We start from the raw sequence: 16,278 nt of genomic DNA, 5'->3' as shown, positions 1-16,278 counted from the left end.
TTTACACATCTACTTAAGCTTTAACCGCACCTGCCAATGCACCGTCAACGATATACTTTTGAATGAAGGTGTACAGGACGATAAGTGGTGCGGATACGATCATGATACCGCACGCCAACATAGGCCAGTTGTTTCCGTATTGACCGCGGAATTCTTTAAGCCCGAAGGTAATTGGATAATGTTCCGGACTTGGCAAATACATGATTGGACCTACAAAGTCATTCCAAATGGTAATCGCCGTCAGGATAACACCTGTTGCGATAACAGGTTTCATCAGTGGCATAATGATCTGGAATAAATACCGCATATACCCAGCACCATCCATACCTGCAGCTTCATCCATCTCACGGCTGATCCCTTTAATATAACCTACGAACATCATGAAGACGATCCCTGTTCCTCCTGTTTTCAGGAGAATATAACCCAGCTTCGTATCATAGCCCACGAATCCAAGCTCTTGTTTCAAGGTAAGCATCAATTTGAACTGTGCAACCATAGGGTTAGGCAAGAACTGTGACATCAAGAAGAACAAATAAATAAACCCGCTCCACTTCACATAATTTCTCGCCACCGGGAAAGCTCCGAATAACGACACGATTAGCGTTAGCACTGTTGCTACAACTGTGTACAGCAAACTGTTAATGAAATAATTAGAGAAATTACCTTTTAACCAAGCTTCCTTGTAATTATCCCATTGAATACTTTTCACAAGTCCGATCGGGTCTAGCAAATAGTCCGAAAAAGACTTGAATGAAATGTTTATTACAAACAATAGTGGCATGATATACAAAACAAGCAATACTGCAATCAGAATATAAGAGAGAGTTTTGGCGGTTTTGGAATCTTTCATTAATACTCCACCTCTCTCTTACGCATTTGTTTAACTGCAAATACAACGAAGACCAGAATCATAAGGAACTGCACCACAGAAAGCGCGGATGGAAGTCCCATCTGTAGAGAACCACGGAACGTCTCTTTATACACGTCATAAGCCATCGTTCTTGTGTTAAAGCGACCGTCAGTAGTTGCGAGAATAATATCAAAGGTCGACATCGCACCGATAATGGACAAAATAATATTAATGGTGAACGATGGAGCAATAAGTGGGAACGTAATGTTCTTAAAAGATTGCCACTTCGTGGTTCCATCAATATATCCAGCTTCATACAGATCTTTCGGAACGGATTGAAGACCTGCAAGGAAAATCAGCATGGAGTAACCCATGTACATCCAAATTTGCGTGAATATAATATAACCAAACGCATGGGTGAAGCTTCCAAAGAACATATCTTTATAACCGAACAATGAATCATACAGTTGATTTACGGGACCACTTAGCGGATCGAACATCAAGCCCCATACCAGTGCAACTACCGATACACCGAGCACAACCGGCAAAAAGAAAACTGCGCGATAAAAATAATCGCCTTTCAGCTTCTGATTAATCACTACGGCCATAAGGAGACCGACACCGTTTTGTACGATTGTAACAATGACCATGAAATAAACGGTTCGTATAATGGAATCCCATCGTTCGCCTGAATTTCCGGAGTTAAAAACACTGTAATAATTGTCAAGGCCTACGAAATTCAATTTGCTTCCTGGAACGTTAGTAATATCTGTAAATGAATAAATGACCGTCATCATAGAGGGTCCAAAATAAAAAATAACGTACAAGGATAATGGAATCATAAGCAGCAGAAGCGGTAAATATCTTTTTATACCTTTTCCGAACGGATACATTTCTCTCACCTACCCAATCCTAATTCAATAAAATGATCGGGGTCTGTACGAACAGACCCCGATGTTGTAGTACATGATGGTGCACAGTATGTTGTAAATGTCTGTTTATTAGGATAACAGCTTATTTAGGAGCTGCCGCTTCCCATTCTTTTTGTTGTACATCTGCAAGTTCTTTAGCGGATTTGAATTCGCCGCCTGGTGCCAGGTATTCAGTGTGAACGCCTTCAGCAGCAATGTGCTCGCCTACATTGTCGCGGTTAATCATTATGATTTCATAAGCAAGTTCAAAGTCTTCTGCCATGTATTGGGCAAGTTCGTTGTCAATGAAGTCACTGCCAGTTGCGATGTTATCTTGTGTTGGTACGAATCCGGCAGCCTTAACATATTCCGTGTAATTTTCTGGTTCAGAGAAGAATTCCAACCATTTCAATGCGCCTTCTTTGTTCGGACCTTTTTCTGCTGCATACCAAGTTACATCGTATTTGCCGACAAGAGAAGCGTTCTTAGCAGCATCTTCAGTAGCTGGGATTGGGAAGTATCCGAATTTCACATCAGGATTTGCCGCAGCGATTGTAGGTGCATCCCAAGTTCCGTCAGCAATCATAGCTGCTTTACCTGTTGCGAAGTACGAAGGTGCTGTTGCATAGTCAATACCCAAGAAACCATCGATGATGTAGTTATCTTGAAGGGTCTTCATTTTATCCAATACTTCTACAGCCTCAGCATCGTTGAACGCCGAAGTGCCTTTCCAAACGCCTTCAATCCATTTTTGTTGGTCGCCGCCACCTAGAATCTTAGCTTGCAAACCGAACACCGGCAGTTTCAAAGGCCATACGTCTTTACCAGCCACTACGATTGGTACAATGCTCTTGGATTTCAAAGTATCTAGAACACTGATGAACTCTGTCCATGTTGTTGGAACAGTCAAACCGTTTTGTTCAAAAATTTCTTTATTATAGAAGAAACCTGACATTGCTACTTTACCGGTTGGGATCGCATACACTTTATCGTTGTAAGTACCCGCTTTGGCAATATCATTCGCATTGTAGTTTTTAACGAAAGCTTCGTTGCTCAGATCAGCAATCAAACCGGAATCAATCCATTGTTGCCAGTCTGGCACTTTCGCTCCTGGTGTCCAATCTTTAGGAGACAATCTCATACCGGACAAATCGGCAAGGACGTCTACGTCACCAGCTGTAATTCTTGCTCTTTGTGCTTGTTTAAATTCATCGTCCGGACCTGTCGTCGTGTACTCAATCTTGTATTCTGGATATTTCTCTTCAAACTTCTTATTAATGTCTGTAATGACCTTGTTAATGTTTTCTTGTTTCCAGTGCAAGATTTTAATAACCTTTTTCTCACCATTTGCGGGCTTGCTTGTTCCGTTGCCCGAAGTAGCCTCACCATTTGTGTTGTTGCCGCTTCCACATGCTGCTAATGAGAGCACTAGCGCTGAGCTCAACAATACCGCAGAAAGCTTCTTTACCATTTTTGTTACCCCCCAGATGATTTGTATGACCTCTTAACGAAACACCATCTTAATTCCTGAAATTACGAAACTTTAGCGATTATAATACAGAAAGCGGTTTCGTTGTTTTTATTATTACATCGTTATTTATCTTTGTAAAGTCTTTTTTTATTCTCTATCTTTGAACTATTCTTGAACTATAATCCTCCAAAACCCTTTAAAATCAAGGATATATCTGTTTGAACGCCAAAGATCCCATTGACTATCTACCTATATAATTATAAAATCATTTACGAAAACGTTTCGTAATTCATATTTGAAATCCATAAAAAGTTTAACTCAACTATACTTTTATCATAGATTACGGAGTATTTCGCATCATAAGGAGGACTAAAGTTGGCCTATAACATTAAAGACATAGCGAAAATAGCTGGAGTTTCTGTTTCGACAGTATCTAAAATCATAAATAACTACAGCGACATTTCGGAAGACACCAAGACTAGGGTACAACAAATCATAAAGGAAACTGGATATACTCCCTCCAATTCAGCAAAAACATTAGCTACAAAATCATCGAATCTAATTGGAGTTATTTTTGCAGGAATGCTGAACGTTGACTTTACCCACCCTTTTTTCATCGAAGTTCTAAATTCCTTCAAAAAACAAATGGGACTGCTAGGTTACGATCTGATCTTTTTCTCTAACGAAAAATTCCAAAGTGGCGATACCAATGATTATCTTGCCCGTTGTTTGCATTTTAATGTGGATGGCTGCCTACTTATTACCGGACAAGAGCTAGAAACCTCCATCAGCGAATTGGATAATAGTTCTATCCCATGCATCGGCGTAGATTTAAAGCTATCAGGCGACAATTCGGGTTATATCATGTCTGATAATTTTAAGTTGTCTACCAAGGTAGTCGAACACTTTTACTTATTAGGCTATCGAGAACTTGGTTATATCGGCAGCTCCTCTGAGTCAGAAATCTCCAATATACGTGAAAGTGGTTTCCGTAAAGCGCTTGAAGATTTAGGTCTACCGATCAACGAAAACTGGTTCTTAAACGGCAGCAACTTCTTTGAAGCCAGCGGTTATGAGACCATGCGTAGAATGATTTCGAATGGAAACTTGCCTAGAGCGATCTTCGCGGCTTCTGATCAGTTAGCTATTGGGGCTATGCGAGCCCTAAAGGAATCTGCTATTGCTGTTCCTGGAACCGTCGCGATTATTGGCTGTGACGATATCGAAGCCTGCAATTACACAACACCACTCTTGACTACGATTAAGCAAAATAAAGATAAGATCGGTCGTCTAGCCGCGTTAATGCTGTATGATCTAATAAACAATCAATCAGGCACGAGCTCTTTCAGCGTCGAGCCAGAGCTCATCATAAGAGAATCCTGTGGAGCTCCTGAGCGGGGTTTAGTATAGATCCCTAGTGATACCTCTACTTAATTAAAGCGGAACTACAGGGCAGAATATTAAACTATAGAAGCAAAAATGAGGATATCCTTAGCCATATCAATGGCCAAAGATATCCTCATTTTTGTTAGGATCAATACAAAAGGTGTTCCTAAGTCATTTCCATGACTTAGGAACACCTTTATTTGTTAAAGCTTTATATGATTTGAGCAATCTTACAGGTCGAAGTACAGAGAATATTCATGTGGATGAACACGAATCGCAACCTCTTGAGCCTCGGAACGTTTCAGAGCAATATAGTTATCAATGAAGTCCTTAGTAAATACGTCGCCTTCTGTAAGGAACTCGTAATCAGCTTCCAAAGAATCAAGCGCTTCGCTCAGGCTACCTGGAACGCTGCGGATCTTTTCTTTGTCTGCATCGGACAATTCGTAGATGTTCTTATCCAGAGGACCGTAACCCAGTTCTTGTGGGTTGATCTTGTTCTTGATTCCGTCCAGACCTGCCATCAGCATTGCGGAGAATGCCAAGTAAGGGTTAGCGGTGGAGTCCGGTGTACGGAACTCGATACGACAGCCCTTCGGTGTCACAGCCGCTACTGGAATACGAACTGCTGCAGAACGATTTCCTTTGGAGTATACCAAGTTAACCGGTGCTTCGTAACCAGGAACCAAACGTTTAAATGAGTTAGTGCTTGGGTTAGTCAAAGCGATCAAGGCTGGTGCATGGTACAAAATACCGCCGATGTAGTGAAGCGCCATTTCGCTCAAGTTAGCATAAGCGCCTTTTTCGTAAAACAAAGGAGTGTCTCCGTCAAAGATCGATTGGTGTACGTGCATTCCGCTACCATTATCGCCAAACAGTGGTTTTGGCATGAAGGTTGCTACTTTGCCGTACTGACGTGCAGTGTTTTGTACAATATATTTATAAGTCATGAGATTATCAGCAGTTTTCTTCAAGGTATCAAAACGGAAGTTAATTTCCGCTTGGCCTGCAGTTGCTACTTCGTGGTGATGACGCTCAATGCGCAGTCCCACTTCAGCAAGCAGACGACACATTTCACTACGGATATCCTGTTGGGAATCCACAGGTGCTACAGGTACATATCCACCTTTAACGCCAACTTTAAATGCAAGATTGCCGTCCTCTTCTTTACGACCCGTATTCCAAGCCGCTTCTTCAGAGTCTACGAAGAATGAGGAGCTGTTCATACCGCTCTCGTAACGAACATCATCAAAGATAAAGAATTCAGACTCAGGTGCGAAGAATGCTGATGTTCCAACTCCGCTCTTCTGAAGGAATTCTTCTGCTTTCACAGCAATACCGCGAGGATCGCGCTCATAGCGTTCACCATCAGGAGTGAAAATGTCGCACATAACGTTCAGCGTTGGATGAGCTGTAAACGGATCAATGAACACACTGTTCGGATCAGGCATCATAACCATGTCTGATTCTTCAATACCACGGAATCCTTTGATGGAAGAACCGTCGAATGCTACCCCATTTACAAAAGTTTCATCTTCCACTTCAGAAGCAGGCAGAGAAATGTGGTGAGCACGGCCACCTAAATCTACGAATCGAAAATCTACCCACTCGATATTGTTTTCTTTAATTGTTTGCAACACTTTTTCAACCGACATGAATTTTTCCTCCCCCAAGTTCCGAACATTAAGCCCCTCACAGTATGCAAATGTTCTTGTTTCATTTTTATTTGCTGTCGTCATTATAAATCTCATACCTAACATCGTCAATGCTTATGTCAGGTATTTCTTTCAGCAATGTAAGATATTCTAACGCTTTCGTGAAATCCATTATTTTCGCTAATATTCATAACATTTCTAACTTATCCAATAGCAAAGAAGCCCTACTATCCCGCTGTACCGCGGGTTTAGAGGACTTCCAAGGTTGTTATATTCTTAAAAATTATAGCGCCGAAACGGTTTCTGGCGAAGTTGAAAACTTACGTCCAACAATCGGAGCAAGCTTTTCTAGATCCTTAAGCAGATTATCGAACTGCTCGGGGAATAACGATTGAACACCGTCACCTGTCATAGAATTGTCCGGATCTGTGTGCATTTCGATGATTAGACCATTTGCACCAGCTGCAACCGAAGCTTTAGCCATAGGTTCAACTAACTCACGACGTCCAGTGCCGTGACTTGGGTCAGAGATTACCGGAAGGTGGCTTAAGCTTTGTAAAACCGGAATAGCCGATAGATCCAGCGTATTGCGTGTGTAAGTCTCAAATGTACGAATACCACGCTCACAGAGCATTACATCCTTATTTCCGCCTGCCAAAATGTACTCCGCTGCATTGAGCAATTCATCATAGGTTGCACTGAAGCCGCGTTTCAGAAGGACAGGTCTTCCACAAGTACCCAGCTTGCGCAATAAATCAAAGTTCTGCATGTTCCGTGTACCGACCTGGAGGATGTCAGCATGCTCTGCACAAATATCCACATACTCTGGTGTCATAACCTCTGTAATGGTTAATAGGCCATGACGCTTTCCTGCTTCAGCCATCATAGTCAAACCTTCTACACCTACGCCTTGGAAGCTGTATGGACCTGTACGGGGCTTAAACGCGCCTCCACGCAGTACTTGAGCACCTGAAGCTTTAACCAGACGGGCAATCTCATCAATCTGCTCTGGAGACTCAACGGCGCATGGTCCGCCCATAATCACCAGATTCTCTCCACCAATCTTCACACCCTTGATATCGATAATGGTATCCTCTGGATGGAAATCACGGCTAGCTAGCTTATAAGACTTGGAGATCTTTACGACGTTCTCTACTCCCTTCATTTGCCGCAAATGCTCTGCAAGCTTAGGTGTGACACTTCCTACTAAACCGATAACAGTGTGATCTGCACCTTTAGAGAGATGTACCTGCAGGCCCTCTTTTTCGATAACTGCAATAATATCTTTAACCTGCTCTTCTGGCGTTTGATTGGATGTAATGACGATCATTTTAATAACTTCCTCTCTACACTTAAAATTTATAATAATTCTGCTCAATACACTCACACTACGACGCGTGTTCGCTTTTAAGCTTTTAAGCTTTTATGCTTTTAACCGATAAAGCGATTTTACTCTAAAAATCCTTTACCGTCAATCCTATTTCCTGATTTATAATATGAAACCGCTTTTTCTAAATAGAAAAGCGCGTAACCTCGATAGACGAGGTTACGCGCTTTTGTCCTAACACAAATATATAAGTTCGCTTACAGCGCATTAAGTAGTGCTTGTGCTCTTATTCTTAACCGGAGGAAGTAATTTCGCCATATTCACAGTACGTTTGATCTCCCATGTCTCGGGATTCTCAGAATCGTACTGCTCCAAATAATTAATAACTTCTTTGGTAATTGGAGTAGGTGTAGACGCGCCAGAGGTAACCCCTACAATATTTACACCCTTCAGCCAGTCGGTGTTTAGTTCAGAGATATCAGAAATCCGATGAGCAGGCACACCTGCGATCTCTTCCGACACCTGTGCCAGACGATTAGAGTTGTTGCTTCGTGGATCGCCAACGACAATCACTAGATCGCATTGACCCGCCTGTTCCGCTACAGCCTCTTGACGCACCTGAGTAGCCATACATATCTCATTATGCACTTCAGCACCTGGGAAGGTCTCTAGTAGCTTTTTCATAATATTCTTAATGTCCCACTGGCTCATAGTGGTCTGATTCGTAATTACAATCCGTGAAGAAGGAATGGATAGAGTTGCAATCTCATCTTCTTTTTCAATTAAATGCACATGCTCTGGCGCAATGCCGACAGCACCTTCCGGTTCCGGATGGCCTTTCTTGCCGATATAAATAACCTCATAACCGTCATCGACTTTCTCCTGAATGAGATCATGCGTCTTTGTCACATCAGGACAGGTAGCATCGACCGTAGTCAATCCTTTATCCCTAGCCATCTTGCGTACCTCAGGTGAAACTCCGTGAGCAGTGAATATAACGGTTCCACTGTCTACTTTATCGAGAATATCCAGACGGTTATGACCGTCCAAGGTAATAATGCCATCGTCCTCAAACGAATTCGTGACATGACTATTATGAACAATCATGCCCAGTATATAAATCGGCCGGGGAAGATCGAGATTTTGCGCAGCCTGCCGTGCCATTACCATAGCATCGACTACTCCGTAACAATATCCCCGGGGAGAAATTTTAATGACTTCCATGACTTCACCAACTTTCTGCTTTCGTTGACTTCTGTAATAGGACACACTTTAAATTATACCCTATTCCAGCGGCGGAGCAAAGAGAAGCGGCAACCAGATCACAAAAGTAGTTCCTTCGCCTTGGCGTGTAACAACTTCCACAGACCCACCATGTTCGTCAATAATCCATTTAGCAATGGATAAACCAAGCCCAATCCCTTCTGTAATACCACGTGATTCATCTGCACGATAGAAACGGTCGAAAATATATGGAACCTCATCTTTATCCATACCTATCCCCGTATCGGTGATCCGAATACCAACCTGATTCTGATAGAAAATCGTATCTAAACTTACCTCACCAGAAGGCGTGTATTTAAAAGCATTATCAATAAAAATAAATAACATTTGTTGTAAATAATCCTTATTACCCACAACATATTTTCCATTTAAGACGGACATATCCCCTGTAACCCACTCCGCTTGACGAGGCAGGAAGGATGCCCTACGCGCGATCTCAGTCATCATTGGTTCCAGTGCCACCGGCTCTATCTCGAAGGTTCGCCCTGTATCAGCACGAGCGAGCGAGAGCATATCTGCTACAAGTCGGCTCATTCGCTTAGACTCGTCCGCGATATCCTTTACCGATTCCATCGAGAGCTGGCGAATTTCAGCCTCGCTCATCTTCCCTTCGCCCGGCTCCATCTCCCATACTTTTTGCAGTAGATCGATATTCCCACGAATAGTTGTTAGCGGAGTCCGCAACTCATGTGATGCATCGGAAACGAATCGGCGCTGAGCCGCATACGAATCCTCTAACTCTGTGTAGAATCCTTCCATACGCCCAAGCATGTTATTGACAGTCTCAATTAGACGACCTATTTCGTCCGGAGGTCCATCATATTCAATTCGGGAGCTTAGATCTGTCCCAGTCTGGATACCGTTTGCAGCTTCAATCACCTTTCCAATAGGACTCATCGCTTTACGGGCCAGGAATAAACCAAAGGTAAATGCCGCGATCAAGGTAGCAAAAGAACCGACAAGCAATATATTTTTCAAACGCTCCAAGAGCTTATTCTGCTCATTCACATAGGCAGCGACTTGTAATACAGCCACTGGATTATTATTATAATGCTCTAGTTCGATAGGCATCTCGTAGATCAAAAACTGATTGCCGTCCACAACAACATTACGAAATCCTTTTGCAATTTTATCTTTAGCAGGATAATCAAACCGTAGTCCAAAGTTAATCATATTGGTCGATTGTGACAAGCTTTTGCTGCCATAAGTATAAATTTGCGTATATAAATTGGAGTTTTCAGGACCGACTCCGCCAAGTTTCAGCTCACCATTATAGCGATCAACGCTAAATAAAAGTTTCGTTTGCTCAGATTGCACTTTCAGACGATCCTTCAAGTCCCCATACGTATTAAAATAGACAAAACCGTAAATTGCGGCTGATAAGGCCAGCAGCATAACGGCCAAAATCCCTGAATACCAAGCAGTCAGCCGCAATCTTATAGACATGTTAGTTGTCACCTCTTAGAATGTAACCGGCACCCCGGATCGTTTGAATGAGGCGTTTACCGCCATGCTCCTCCGTCTTTTGGCGTAGCATAGCTATGTATACCTCAAGTACATTAGATTCACCGCTGTAATCATAACCCCATATTTTATCCATGATCAGATCCCGCGAAAGCACCCGTTTCGGATTCTGCATAAAGAGATGTAGCAGCTCAAATTCCTTCGCTGTCAGCTCCAGTCTCTTGCCGGCGCGTGTCACTTCACGTGAATCCACATCCAAGGTAATATCCTCGTAAGTAACCGCTTGCTCACTGCCGCCACTTTGCTCACTCTTACGCCGAAGCAATGCTCGCACACGTGCAAGTAATTCTTCCAGCGCAAAAGGTTTAACTAGATAATCATCCGCACCTAGGTCAAGCCCTTTCACACGATGCTCAATTTCATCCTTGGCCGTAAGCATTAGAACAGGCACATTACTGCCCCCTTCACGCAAACGACGACAGACTTCAAATCCGTCTACCTGAGGCATCATAACATCCAAAATCACCACATCCGGATCGCTGCTTAGGATTGCTCGTAAACCATCCGCTCCATTCACCGCTGTCTTTACATCGTAGCCTTCAAAAGCTAACCCCCGGCGCAGCATGGAGATAATTTTTTCATCATCATCAATAATAAGAATATTCGGTCGCATCAAGCAGCCCCCATTGTTCATTTCTATTTATTTATATTGTAGCAGTCACACCATGTTTAGACAAAAAACGGAAGGGTTGCCCCTTCCGCGTTATTCACCGTCCGGTGTTATTGCTGCTGACTTTGCCCAGTAGTCGTATCAAAATCATTTTTGTTGCCGATTGTTACGGAAAGATCCATGTTTTTACCATCGCGCACCACATTCAGCGTTACTTTGTCACCGACTTTTAACGTTTGAATGAAAGCGATCAGATCTTGATTTGTTGCATATTTTGTACCATTTGCACCTGTAATGATATCGTAAGGGCGCAAGTCAGCGGCATACGCTGGCGATTTAAAGATAATGTCTGCAACTACAGAACCTTCTTTAATATCCGTGCCCATTTGCTTAGCTACTTCATCTGTAATCGTCATAAGCGTTGCACCAATGAATGGTACGGGTTCTTTTGGAATCGCTTGGTTCGCTTCGAGTTTATCTACGACTTCTTTAATCGTATTCACAGCGATAGCGAAACCTATACCTTGGGAATCTGTGCTAACAGCTACGTTCATACCAATTACCTGTCCATTCATATTGAGCAACGGACCACCGGAGTTACCAGGGTTGATAGAAGCATCCGTTTGCAGCAGGTTTTTGTAGTTGCGTGTTCCACTACCGTCTTCTTCGTTGATATCGATGCTGCGTCCTTTTGCACTAAGAACACCAGAGGTTACTGTATGGTCGAAGCCTTGCGGGTTACCGATAGCAACCACTTCTGAGCCTACTTTCAAGCTATCCGAATCTCCCAGAGCAACTGTAGGGAAATCAGTATCTCCTTCAATCTTCAGTACTGCCAAATCCAGATCTTTGCTAGAACCTAGCAATTTTGCTTCGTATGGTTTGGTCACGCCATCCACTGTAACTTGGATAACATCGGCATTTTCAATGACGTGCTGATTGGTCAAAATATATCCGGATTTCTCATAAATGAAGCCTGTTCCAATTCCATAAGGGATGAGCTGCGATGAAGAATTTGAACCTGACTTCGAGTCCTGCTCATTTTGTGAAGAACCACTTCCACCGTATTGATCCCCGAAGAAAAATTGAGAGAACGGATCACTCAAATTCGGACTGGATGAACTTCCATTACGTGAACCGGATTTCACTAGCGTCTCTATCTTGACTACTGCTGGTCCAACCGCATCAACTACGCCAGTCACATCACGAGATCCTTTCACCAATGATGTAGTAGTAGTATTAGGTGTAGTACTAGCACTCTCATTCGTCGTCTTCGCCGTTCCATTTGATCCTGAGCTTGCAATGGTTGTTGCATCCCCTGTGAACCAGTTGCCTCGATCTGCCATGAACATAGAACCTGAGAGAACGACCATACCCGCTAAGAAGGAAACAAATATAGTTTTCACTGAGCTTTTTGGCTTTTTATTAAACTGCCAGCCACCGCTACCTTCAGAACCACCTCCGCCGTTTCCTCCACGTCCACCGCCATTACCATCGAAGCCTGTACTGCGATATGAACTGTTATATGGGAGTTGTTTTACAGGCTGTGGAGGTGTAATCTCGACCCGCTCCGGCTCCATCCGGTTGTAATGCTGAGCACTTCCGTCTACGTTACTTTCATCTTTGTTCAATGATTTAAATGGTCCATAAGAATAGTAGTATGATGATCCGGATTCGGATGACTGATTATTATTGCTATTATGGTTATTATTGTCCCAATCCCGATCTGGTGCTGGTCCATTGTCTCGATTAAAGTTGTTTTTGTTATCGTCCATGTTTATTTACCTCCTGCATCCTGTCGCCTGACAAGGATTAATTTGTTTTCTTGTTTCTTATTTTGTACTTTAAACCTTAAGGTCACATTAAAAACAATTTAAGCGGAGATAAAAGATATAGGCAAATAGACGTTATTTGGTTCAAAAGGCGCACGCTGTTGGTCGGGACTGGTTTTCAGGCTACACTGCTGTTGAAATCATGTTCCTATGAATTGACCCTGCGGGTGGAACATGATTTCAAAGGCGGTCGTAAACTTTTCGCTCTGATACCCAATCCCTAGGCAGGGAAGTAAAAAAGAAGCTCGGGCGCGGAAAACAACGCGGCCCGAACTTCCAACATACAACCTAGAACAAAATCCTAGAACGTCGTCCATGAACGAAGTCCAAGAACAAGGAACAAACAACGATCAATAATTATAGGGAAAAACTCCCTATAATTAACCAAAAACCACAAGAAATCAAGATTTAAAGGGAATACCTCCCTATAATTCTCAGCAACATAGCTAATTATGAGAAAAACAAGGAATTTATACGGAGGATTTCCCTATAGTCCTGTATACAAGCGTAAAACTCAAGTTTAAAGGGACGTTTTCCCTATAACTTACTTTTAAGCACCCATAAACTACCCCAAATCATCTTGAACAACAAACCTAACCCTGAGCCCAACCCTTCCGATGAGCATAAATAGCCAACTGGGTTCGATCATCCAGCTCGCATTTCATCAGTAGGTTACTGACATGCGTTTTCACTGTCTTGATGCTGATATGTAGTTCCTCGCCGATATCCTTATTGGTCTTGCCCTCAGCAATGAGCAGTAAGACCTCCTTCTCACGCTCCGTCAAGCCTGAGGAATCCCCTTGCACGGTACGCTGGCGAATGCCGCGTGTCAGCGCTTGCGATACATCACCAGTCATAACTGGCATACCGCGAAATGCGCCTTGCAGTGCGTAGATCAGTTCCTCTGCCGATACGGTTTTGAGCACATAGCTGACTGCTCCAGCTTCTATAGCATCCACGACGAGGTCATCCTCTAAGAAGCTGGTCAAGATAACGATTTTGAGACCAGGAAATTCCGATAGCACTGCACGAGTAGTCTCCACACCATTCATCACAGGCATCATCAGATCCATTAGCACGAGATCGGGTAAGCCTTCATGTCCGCCAGCACGCAGCATCTCCAGCGCTTCCTGTCCATTTGCTGCTTCTCCTATAACCTCAAACGTCGGCTCCAGCATCAGATATGTTTTAAGACCCATCCGCACCATATCATGATCATCCACGAGCAACACTCTTATGACGCTCATGCTCTATTCCTCCTCGTCCTCTGTATCTGTTCCTAATGCTCTTTTTTCCTCTAACTCAGAGTTCCCTTGCACAAACTTAGGGATATGTACGCGTATGGTCGTTCCCGCACCCTTACGGCTAATAATCTCCACTTGTCCACCCAGTTTCTCCGCACGTTCGCGCATGGTGGTAAGACCATACGAACCCTGTTTTTGCTGTATATGTTCAAAACCTTGACCGTCGTCGCTAATACTCAGCACAACCTGTCTTGATCCTTCACGCAGTGATAAACTGACCAGTCTAGCTTCAGCATGCTTCACAATATTCGCCATAGCCTCCTGGATAATCAAGAATAGCTGATGTTCAATAGCCTCAGATAATTCTCCTTGCAGCTCAAGCTCCTTCATTCCTTTTAAGCCGTTCTGGCGGCAATAATCAGGGAACCATTTTTCCAGTGCTTCGAAAAGATTCCTGCCTTCCAGCTCCACCGGTCGCAACTGTGCAATAAGTGCTCTCATCTGCTTTTGTGCCATTTGTGACATTGCAATTAACTGATCCATTACCAATTGACCTTGAGCTTCATTAACCTTCAGCACTTTAGGCAGCGAAGAAGCCGACATATGGATGGCAAAAAGCTGTTGGCTCACCGTATCATGCAAATCCCGGGCCATACGTCTTCTTTCCTCCAACACCGCACTCTCCGCTGCCTGTTCCTTCTCAATAACCTCTTGTTCACCCAATCGCTGCAGAAGCTGCATCTTGTTCTCAACCGTATCCATCATGACATTAAATTCATGGTACACTCTCGCAAAAGACTGGTCATCACTCTCTGGCATACGTACGGACAGATTCCCTTTTGCCACCTGCAGCATATTTAGATCCAGATGATCAATCCGGCGCTGAATGCGCTGACCTGCCATATAGCCGATTACAACAGTGAACAACACGATCCCCAGACATAAGTACAGCCACATGCGATAATCCATTACTTCGATATACCCAAGGCAAGTGCCTGCATACATCAACCCGGCGCTTACGGCTCCAGTGAGCAAAAAGTAAAACAACAACAACCATTTGGTATTACTAAAGATTGTTCCCATCTAACCCACCGTTTTAACTTTAATGTCACCTATAAAAGCACTTACGTTAATGCGGACTTTTTTGCCCGCTTCTTTATAATAAGGCGTCTTGCATTGAACACTGCTCATAAATCCACTCCGAGACTGATCCAGAACTTCCATATCGCCGATAAATGAACTACTGTTCACTGAGATCCCAAGATCCATATCATTCGGAATGTACACCTTGATGTCGCCTATAAAAGCGGAGATATTAATTTTCGTTTCTCCATAAGCAATTTGCGCGTTCGTCAGATCCAGTACAGTATCACCTATAAACTGCGAGACATTTGTATTCTTCAGTTGGAAATGCTCGCGACCCATGTGGACATCCCCAATAAAAGCAGAGCGATTGGTTGACTCCTTATTGTTACTCTCTGTCTTATGGAACTCCTCATGCCATTCCCCATGTCTTCTAGCGTGCCGCTCATGACGTTCCTGACGTCTGCGCTCATGACGCTCCTGTTTCTCCTGCCAACGTGATTCAGCGGTGGATTTAAAAGCTCCAGTTCCGTCCTCATCCTCTTCTTCATCTTTTTGCAGATTAATATTCCAGTCTCGCCCTCCAGAAGATTTACCGAATTTCTGCTCGAATTGTTCATCTAGCGTGGAATCCAGCGGTTTTGGCGGCTCCACATCTAGCGAGCTTTTTCCTGGAGGAAAGTAATCAGGTGGTGATGGTGGCGCAGGTGGCACTGGCGGTACTGAACCTCGTGGTTTAAAAATCACATAAAGACCGCCACCAATAAGCATGATTGGAATAAACATTTTGAAAAAATCCCCGGCTGAAATATCGAACCAGTCCAAATTTCGTCCAAGGAAGAACACTCCGATCGCCAGAAAGAAAAAACCGCCGATAGGTGAAGATCCACCTTTTTGATGTTCGTCTCCCGTACCCAGGAGTCGCTTCATCCCCATGAGGATCAAGATAACAGGCCAATAATTTGAGATTAAATAACCTAAGCTGAAATCGGTGTAACCCAATTGTCTAAGTAGAAACATGGCTCCAATCCCTATCAGGATCAAGCCGCCAAAAATCTGACTTGTGAACCTTCTTTTCATATTCCATTTCCCCTTTAAATT

The 16,278-nt window shown here is 43.4% G+C and carries 13 protein-coding genes; 1 reads left to right on the top strand and 12 read right to left on the bottom strand.

The window, feature by feature from the left end; genetic code table 11:
• Positions 1 to 13: 13 nt before the first annotated feature.
• From MHI27_RS08335 to MHI27_RS08325, 3 genes are all read right to left on the bottom strand, one after another.
• Positions 14 to 850: a carbohydrate ABC transporter permease gene (locus MHI27_RS08335; RefSeq protein WP_042186238.1), complete on the bottom strand. Its 837-nt coding sequence runs from the start codon at positions 848 to 850 to the stop codon at positions 14 to 16.
• The gene (locus tag MHI27_RS08330) at positions 850 to 1,743 is read right to left on the bottom strand and encodes a carbohydrate ABC transporter permease (RefSeq protein ID WP_042186236.1); all 894 of its coding nucleotides are present in this window, start codon (positions 1,741 to 1,743) and stop codon (positions 850 to 852) included. The genes MHI27_RS08335 and MHI27_RS08330 overlap by 1 nt, the downstream gene beginning before the upstream one ends.
• 121 nt (positions 1,744 to 1,864) lie before the next feature.
• A complete protein-coding gene (locus MHI27_RS08325) occupies positions 1,865 to 3,232 on the bottom strand; it encodes an extracellular solute-binding protein (RefSeq protein ID WP_339269829.1) in 1,368 nt (455 codons plus the stop codon).
• Between the two features lie 375 nt (positions 3,233 to 3,607).
• Between MHI27_RS08325 and MHI27_RS08320 the strand changes: the two genes are divergently transcribed.
• On the top strand, positions 3,608 to 4,642 hold the full coding sequence (locus tag MHI27_RS08320; RefSeq protein ID WP_042186234.1) for a LacI family DNA-binding transcriptional regulator: 1,035 nt from the start codon (positions 3,608 to 3,610) through the stop codon (positions 4,640 to 4,642).
• A gap of 206 nt (positions 4,643 to 4,848) precedes the next feature.
• Here MHI27_RS08320 and glnA read toward each other — a convergent pair whose 3' ends face one another.
• From glnA to liaF, 9 genes are all read right to left on the bottom strand, one after another.
• Positions 4,849 to 6,273, bottom strand: coding sequence for a type I glutamate--ammonia ligase (gene glnA / locus MHI27_RS08315; RefSeq protein ID WP_405176018.1), 1,425 nt, complete (start codon positions 6,271 to 6,273; stop codon positions 4,849 to 4,851).
• A gap of 283 nt (positions 6,274 to 6,556) precedes the next feature.
• Complete coding sequence (gene aroF, locus MHI27_RS08310) at positions 6,557 to 7,603, bottom strand: 3-deoxy-7-phosphoheptulonate synthase (protein WP_042186231.1); 1,047 nt, start codon at positions 7,601 to 7,603, stop codon at positions 6,557 to 6,559.
• A gap of 264 nt (positions 7,604 to 7,867) precedes the next feature.
• The gene (locus tag MHI27_RS08305; RefSeq protein WP_042186228.1) at positions 7,868 to 8,824 is read right to left on the bottom strand and encodes a 4-hydroxy-3-methylbut-2-enyl diphosphate reductase; all 957 of its coding nucleotides are present in this window, start codon (positions 8,822 to 8,824) and stop codon (positions 7,868 to 7,870) included.
• 60 nt (positions 8,825 to 8,884) lie between these two features.
• Positions 8,885 to 10,330 (bottom strand): cell wall metabolism sensor histidine kinase WalK, encoded by a 1,446-nt coding sequence (locus MHI27_RS08300; RefSeq protein WP_042186227.1) that lies wholly within the window; start codon positions 10,328 to 10,330, stop codon positions 8,885 to 8,887.
• A gap of 1 nt (position 10,331) precedes the next feature.
• Positions 10,332 to 11,021, bottom strand: coding sequence for a response regulator transcription factor (locus MHI27_RS08295; protein WP_042125657.1), 690 nt, complete (start codon positions 11,019 to 11,021; stop codon positions 10,332 to 10,334).
• Between the two features lie 107 nt (positions 11,022 to 11,128).
• Positions 11,129 to 12,793 carry a S1C family serine protease gene (locus MHI27_RS08290; protein ID WP_405176016.1) on the bottom strand — a complete coding sequence of 555 codons (1,665 nt, stop codon included), beginning with the start codon at positions 12,791 to 12,793 and terminating at the stop codon, positions 11,129 to 11,131.
• A gap of 650 nt (positions 12,794 to 13,443) precedes the next feature.
• The gene (locus MHI27_RS08285; protein ID WP_042186223.1) at positions 13,444 to 14,097 is read right to left on the bottom strand and encodes a response regulator transcription factor; all 654 of its coding nucleotides are present in this window, start codon (positions 14,095 to 14,097) and stop codon (positions 13,444 to 13,446) included.
• A 3-nt stretch (positions 14,098 to 14,100) separates the two neighbouring features.
• Positions 14,101 to 15,177: a sensor histidine kinase gene (locus MHI27_RS08280; protein WP_042186220.1), complete on the bottom strand. Its 1,077-nt coding sequence runs from the start codon at positions 15,175 to 15,177 to the stop codon at positions 14,101 to 14,103.
• Positions 15,178 to 16,257 (bottom strand): cell wall-active antibiotics response protein LiaF, encoded by a 1,080-nt coding sequence (gene liaF / locus MHI27_RS08275; protein WP_076284216.1) that lies wholly within the window; start codon positions 16,255 to 16,257, stop codon positions 15,178 to 15,180.
• Between the last annotated feature and the right edge of the window lie 21 nt (positions 16,258 to 16,278).

The sequence above is a fragment of the Paenibacillus sp. FSL H8-0261 genome, from assembly GCF_045040645.1.
In the GTDB taxonomy this organism is placed as follows: domain Bacteria; phylum Bacillota; class Bacilli; order Paenibacillales; family Paenibacillaceae; genus Paenibacillus_AQ.
Note: the sequence above shows the minus strand (reverse complement) of the source record. Positions and strands in the feature narration are given on the sequence as shown.

What these genes read in the sequence shown, in the direction of transcription:
- MHI27_RS08335 (WP_042186238.1), bottom strand. Translation starts at nt 850, where the DNA reads ATGAAAGATTCCAAAACCGCCAAAACTCTCTCTTATATTCTGATTGCA.
- MHI27_RS08330 (WP_042186236.1), bottom strand. Translation starts at nt 1,743, where the DNA reads ATGTATCCGTTCGGAAAAGGTATAAAAAGATATTTACCGCTTCTGCTG.
- MHI27_RS08325 (WP_339269829.1), bottom strand. Translation starts at nt 3,232, where the DNA reads ATGGTAAAGAAGCTTTCTGCGGTATTGTTGAGCTCAGCGCTAGTGCTC.
- glnA (WP_405176018.1), bottom strand. Translation starts at nt 6,273, where the DNA reads ATGTCGGTTGAAAAAGTGTTGCAAACAATTAAAGAAAACAATATCGAG.
- aroF (WP_042186231.1), bottom strand. Translation starts at nt 7,603, where the DNA reads ATGATCGTCATTACATCCAATCAAACGCCAGAAGAGCAGGTTAAAGAT.
- MHI27_RS08305 (WP_042186228.1), bottom strand. Translation starts at nt 8,824, where the DNA reads ATGGAAGTCATTAAAATTTCTCCCCGGGGATATTGTTACGGAGTAGTC.
- MHI27_RS08300 (WP_042186227.1), bottom strand. Translation starts at nt 10,330, where the DNA reads ATGTCTATAAGATTGCGGCTGACTGCTTGGTATTCAGGGATTTTGGCC.
- MHI27_RS08295 (WP_042125657.1), bottom strand. Translation starts at nt 11,021, where the DNA reads ATGCGACCGAATATTCTTATTATTGATGATGATGAAAAAATTATCTCC.
- MHI27_RS08290 (WP_405176016.1), bottom strand. Translation starts at nt 12,793, where the DNA reads ATGGACGATAACAAAAACAACTTTAATCGAGACAATGGACCAGCACCA.
- MHI27_RS08285 (WP_042186223.1), bottom strand. Translation starts at nt 14,097, where the DNA reads ATGAGCGTCATAAGAGTGTTGCTCGTGGATGATCATGATATGGTGCGG.
- MHI27_RS08280 (WP_042186220.1), bottom strand. Translation starts at nt 15,177, where the DNA reads ATGGGAACAATCTTTAGTAATACCAAATGGTTGTTGTTGTTTTACTTT.
- liaF (WP_076284216.1), bottom strand. Translation starts at nt 16,257, where the DNA reads ATGAAAAGAAGGTTCACAAGTCAGATTTTTGGCGGCTTGATCCTGATA.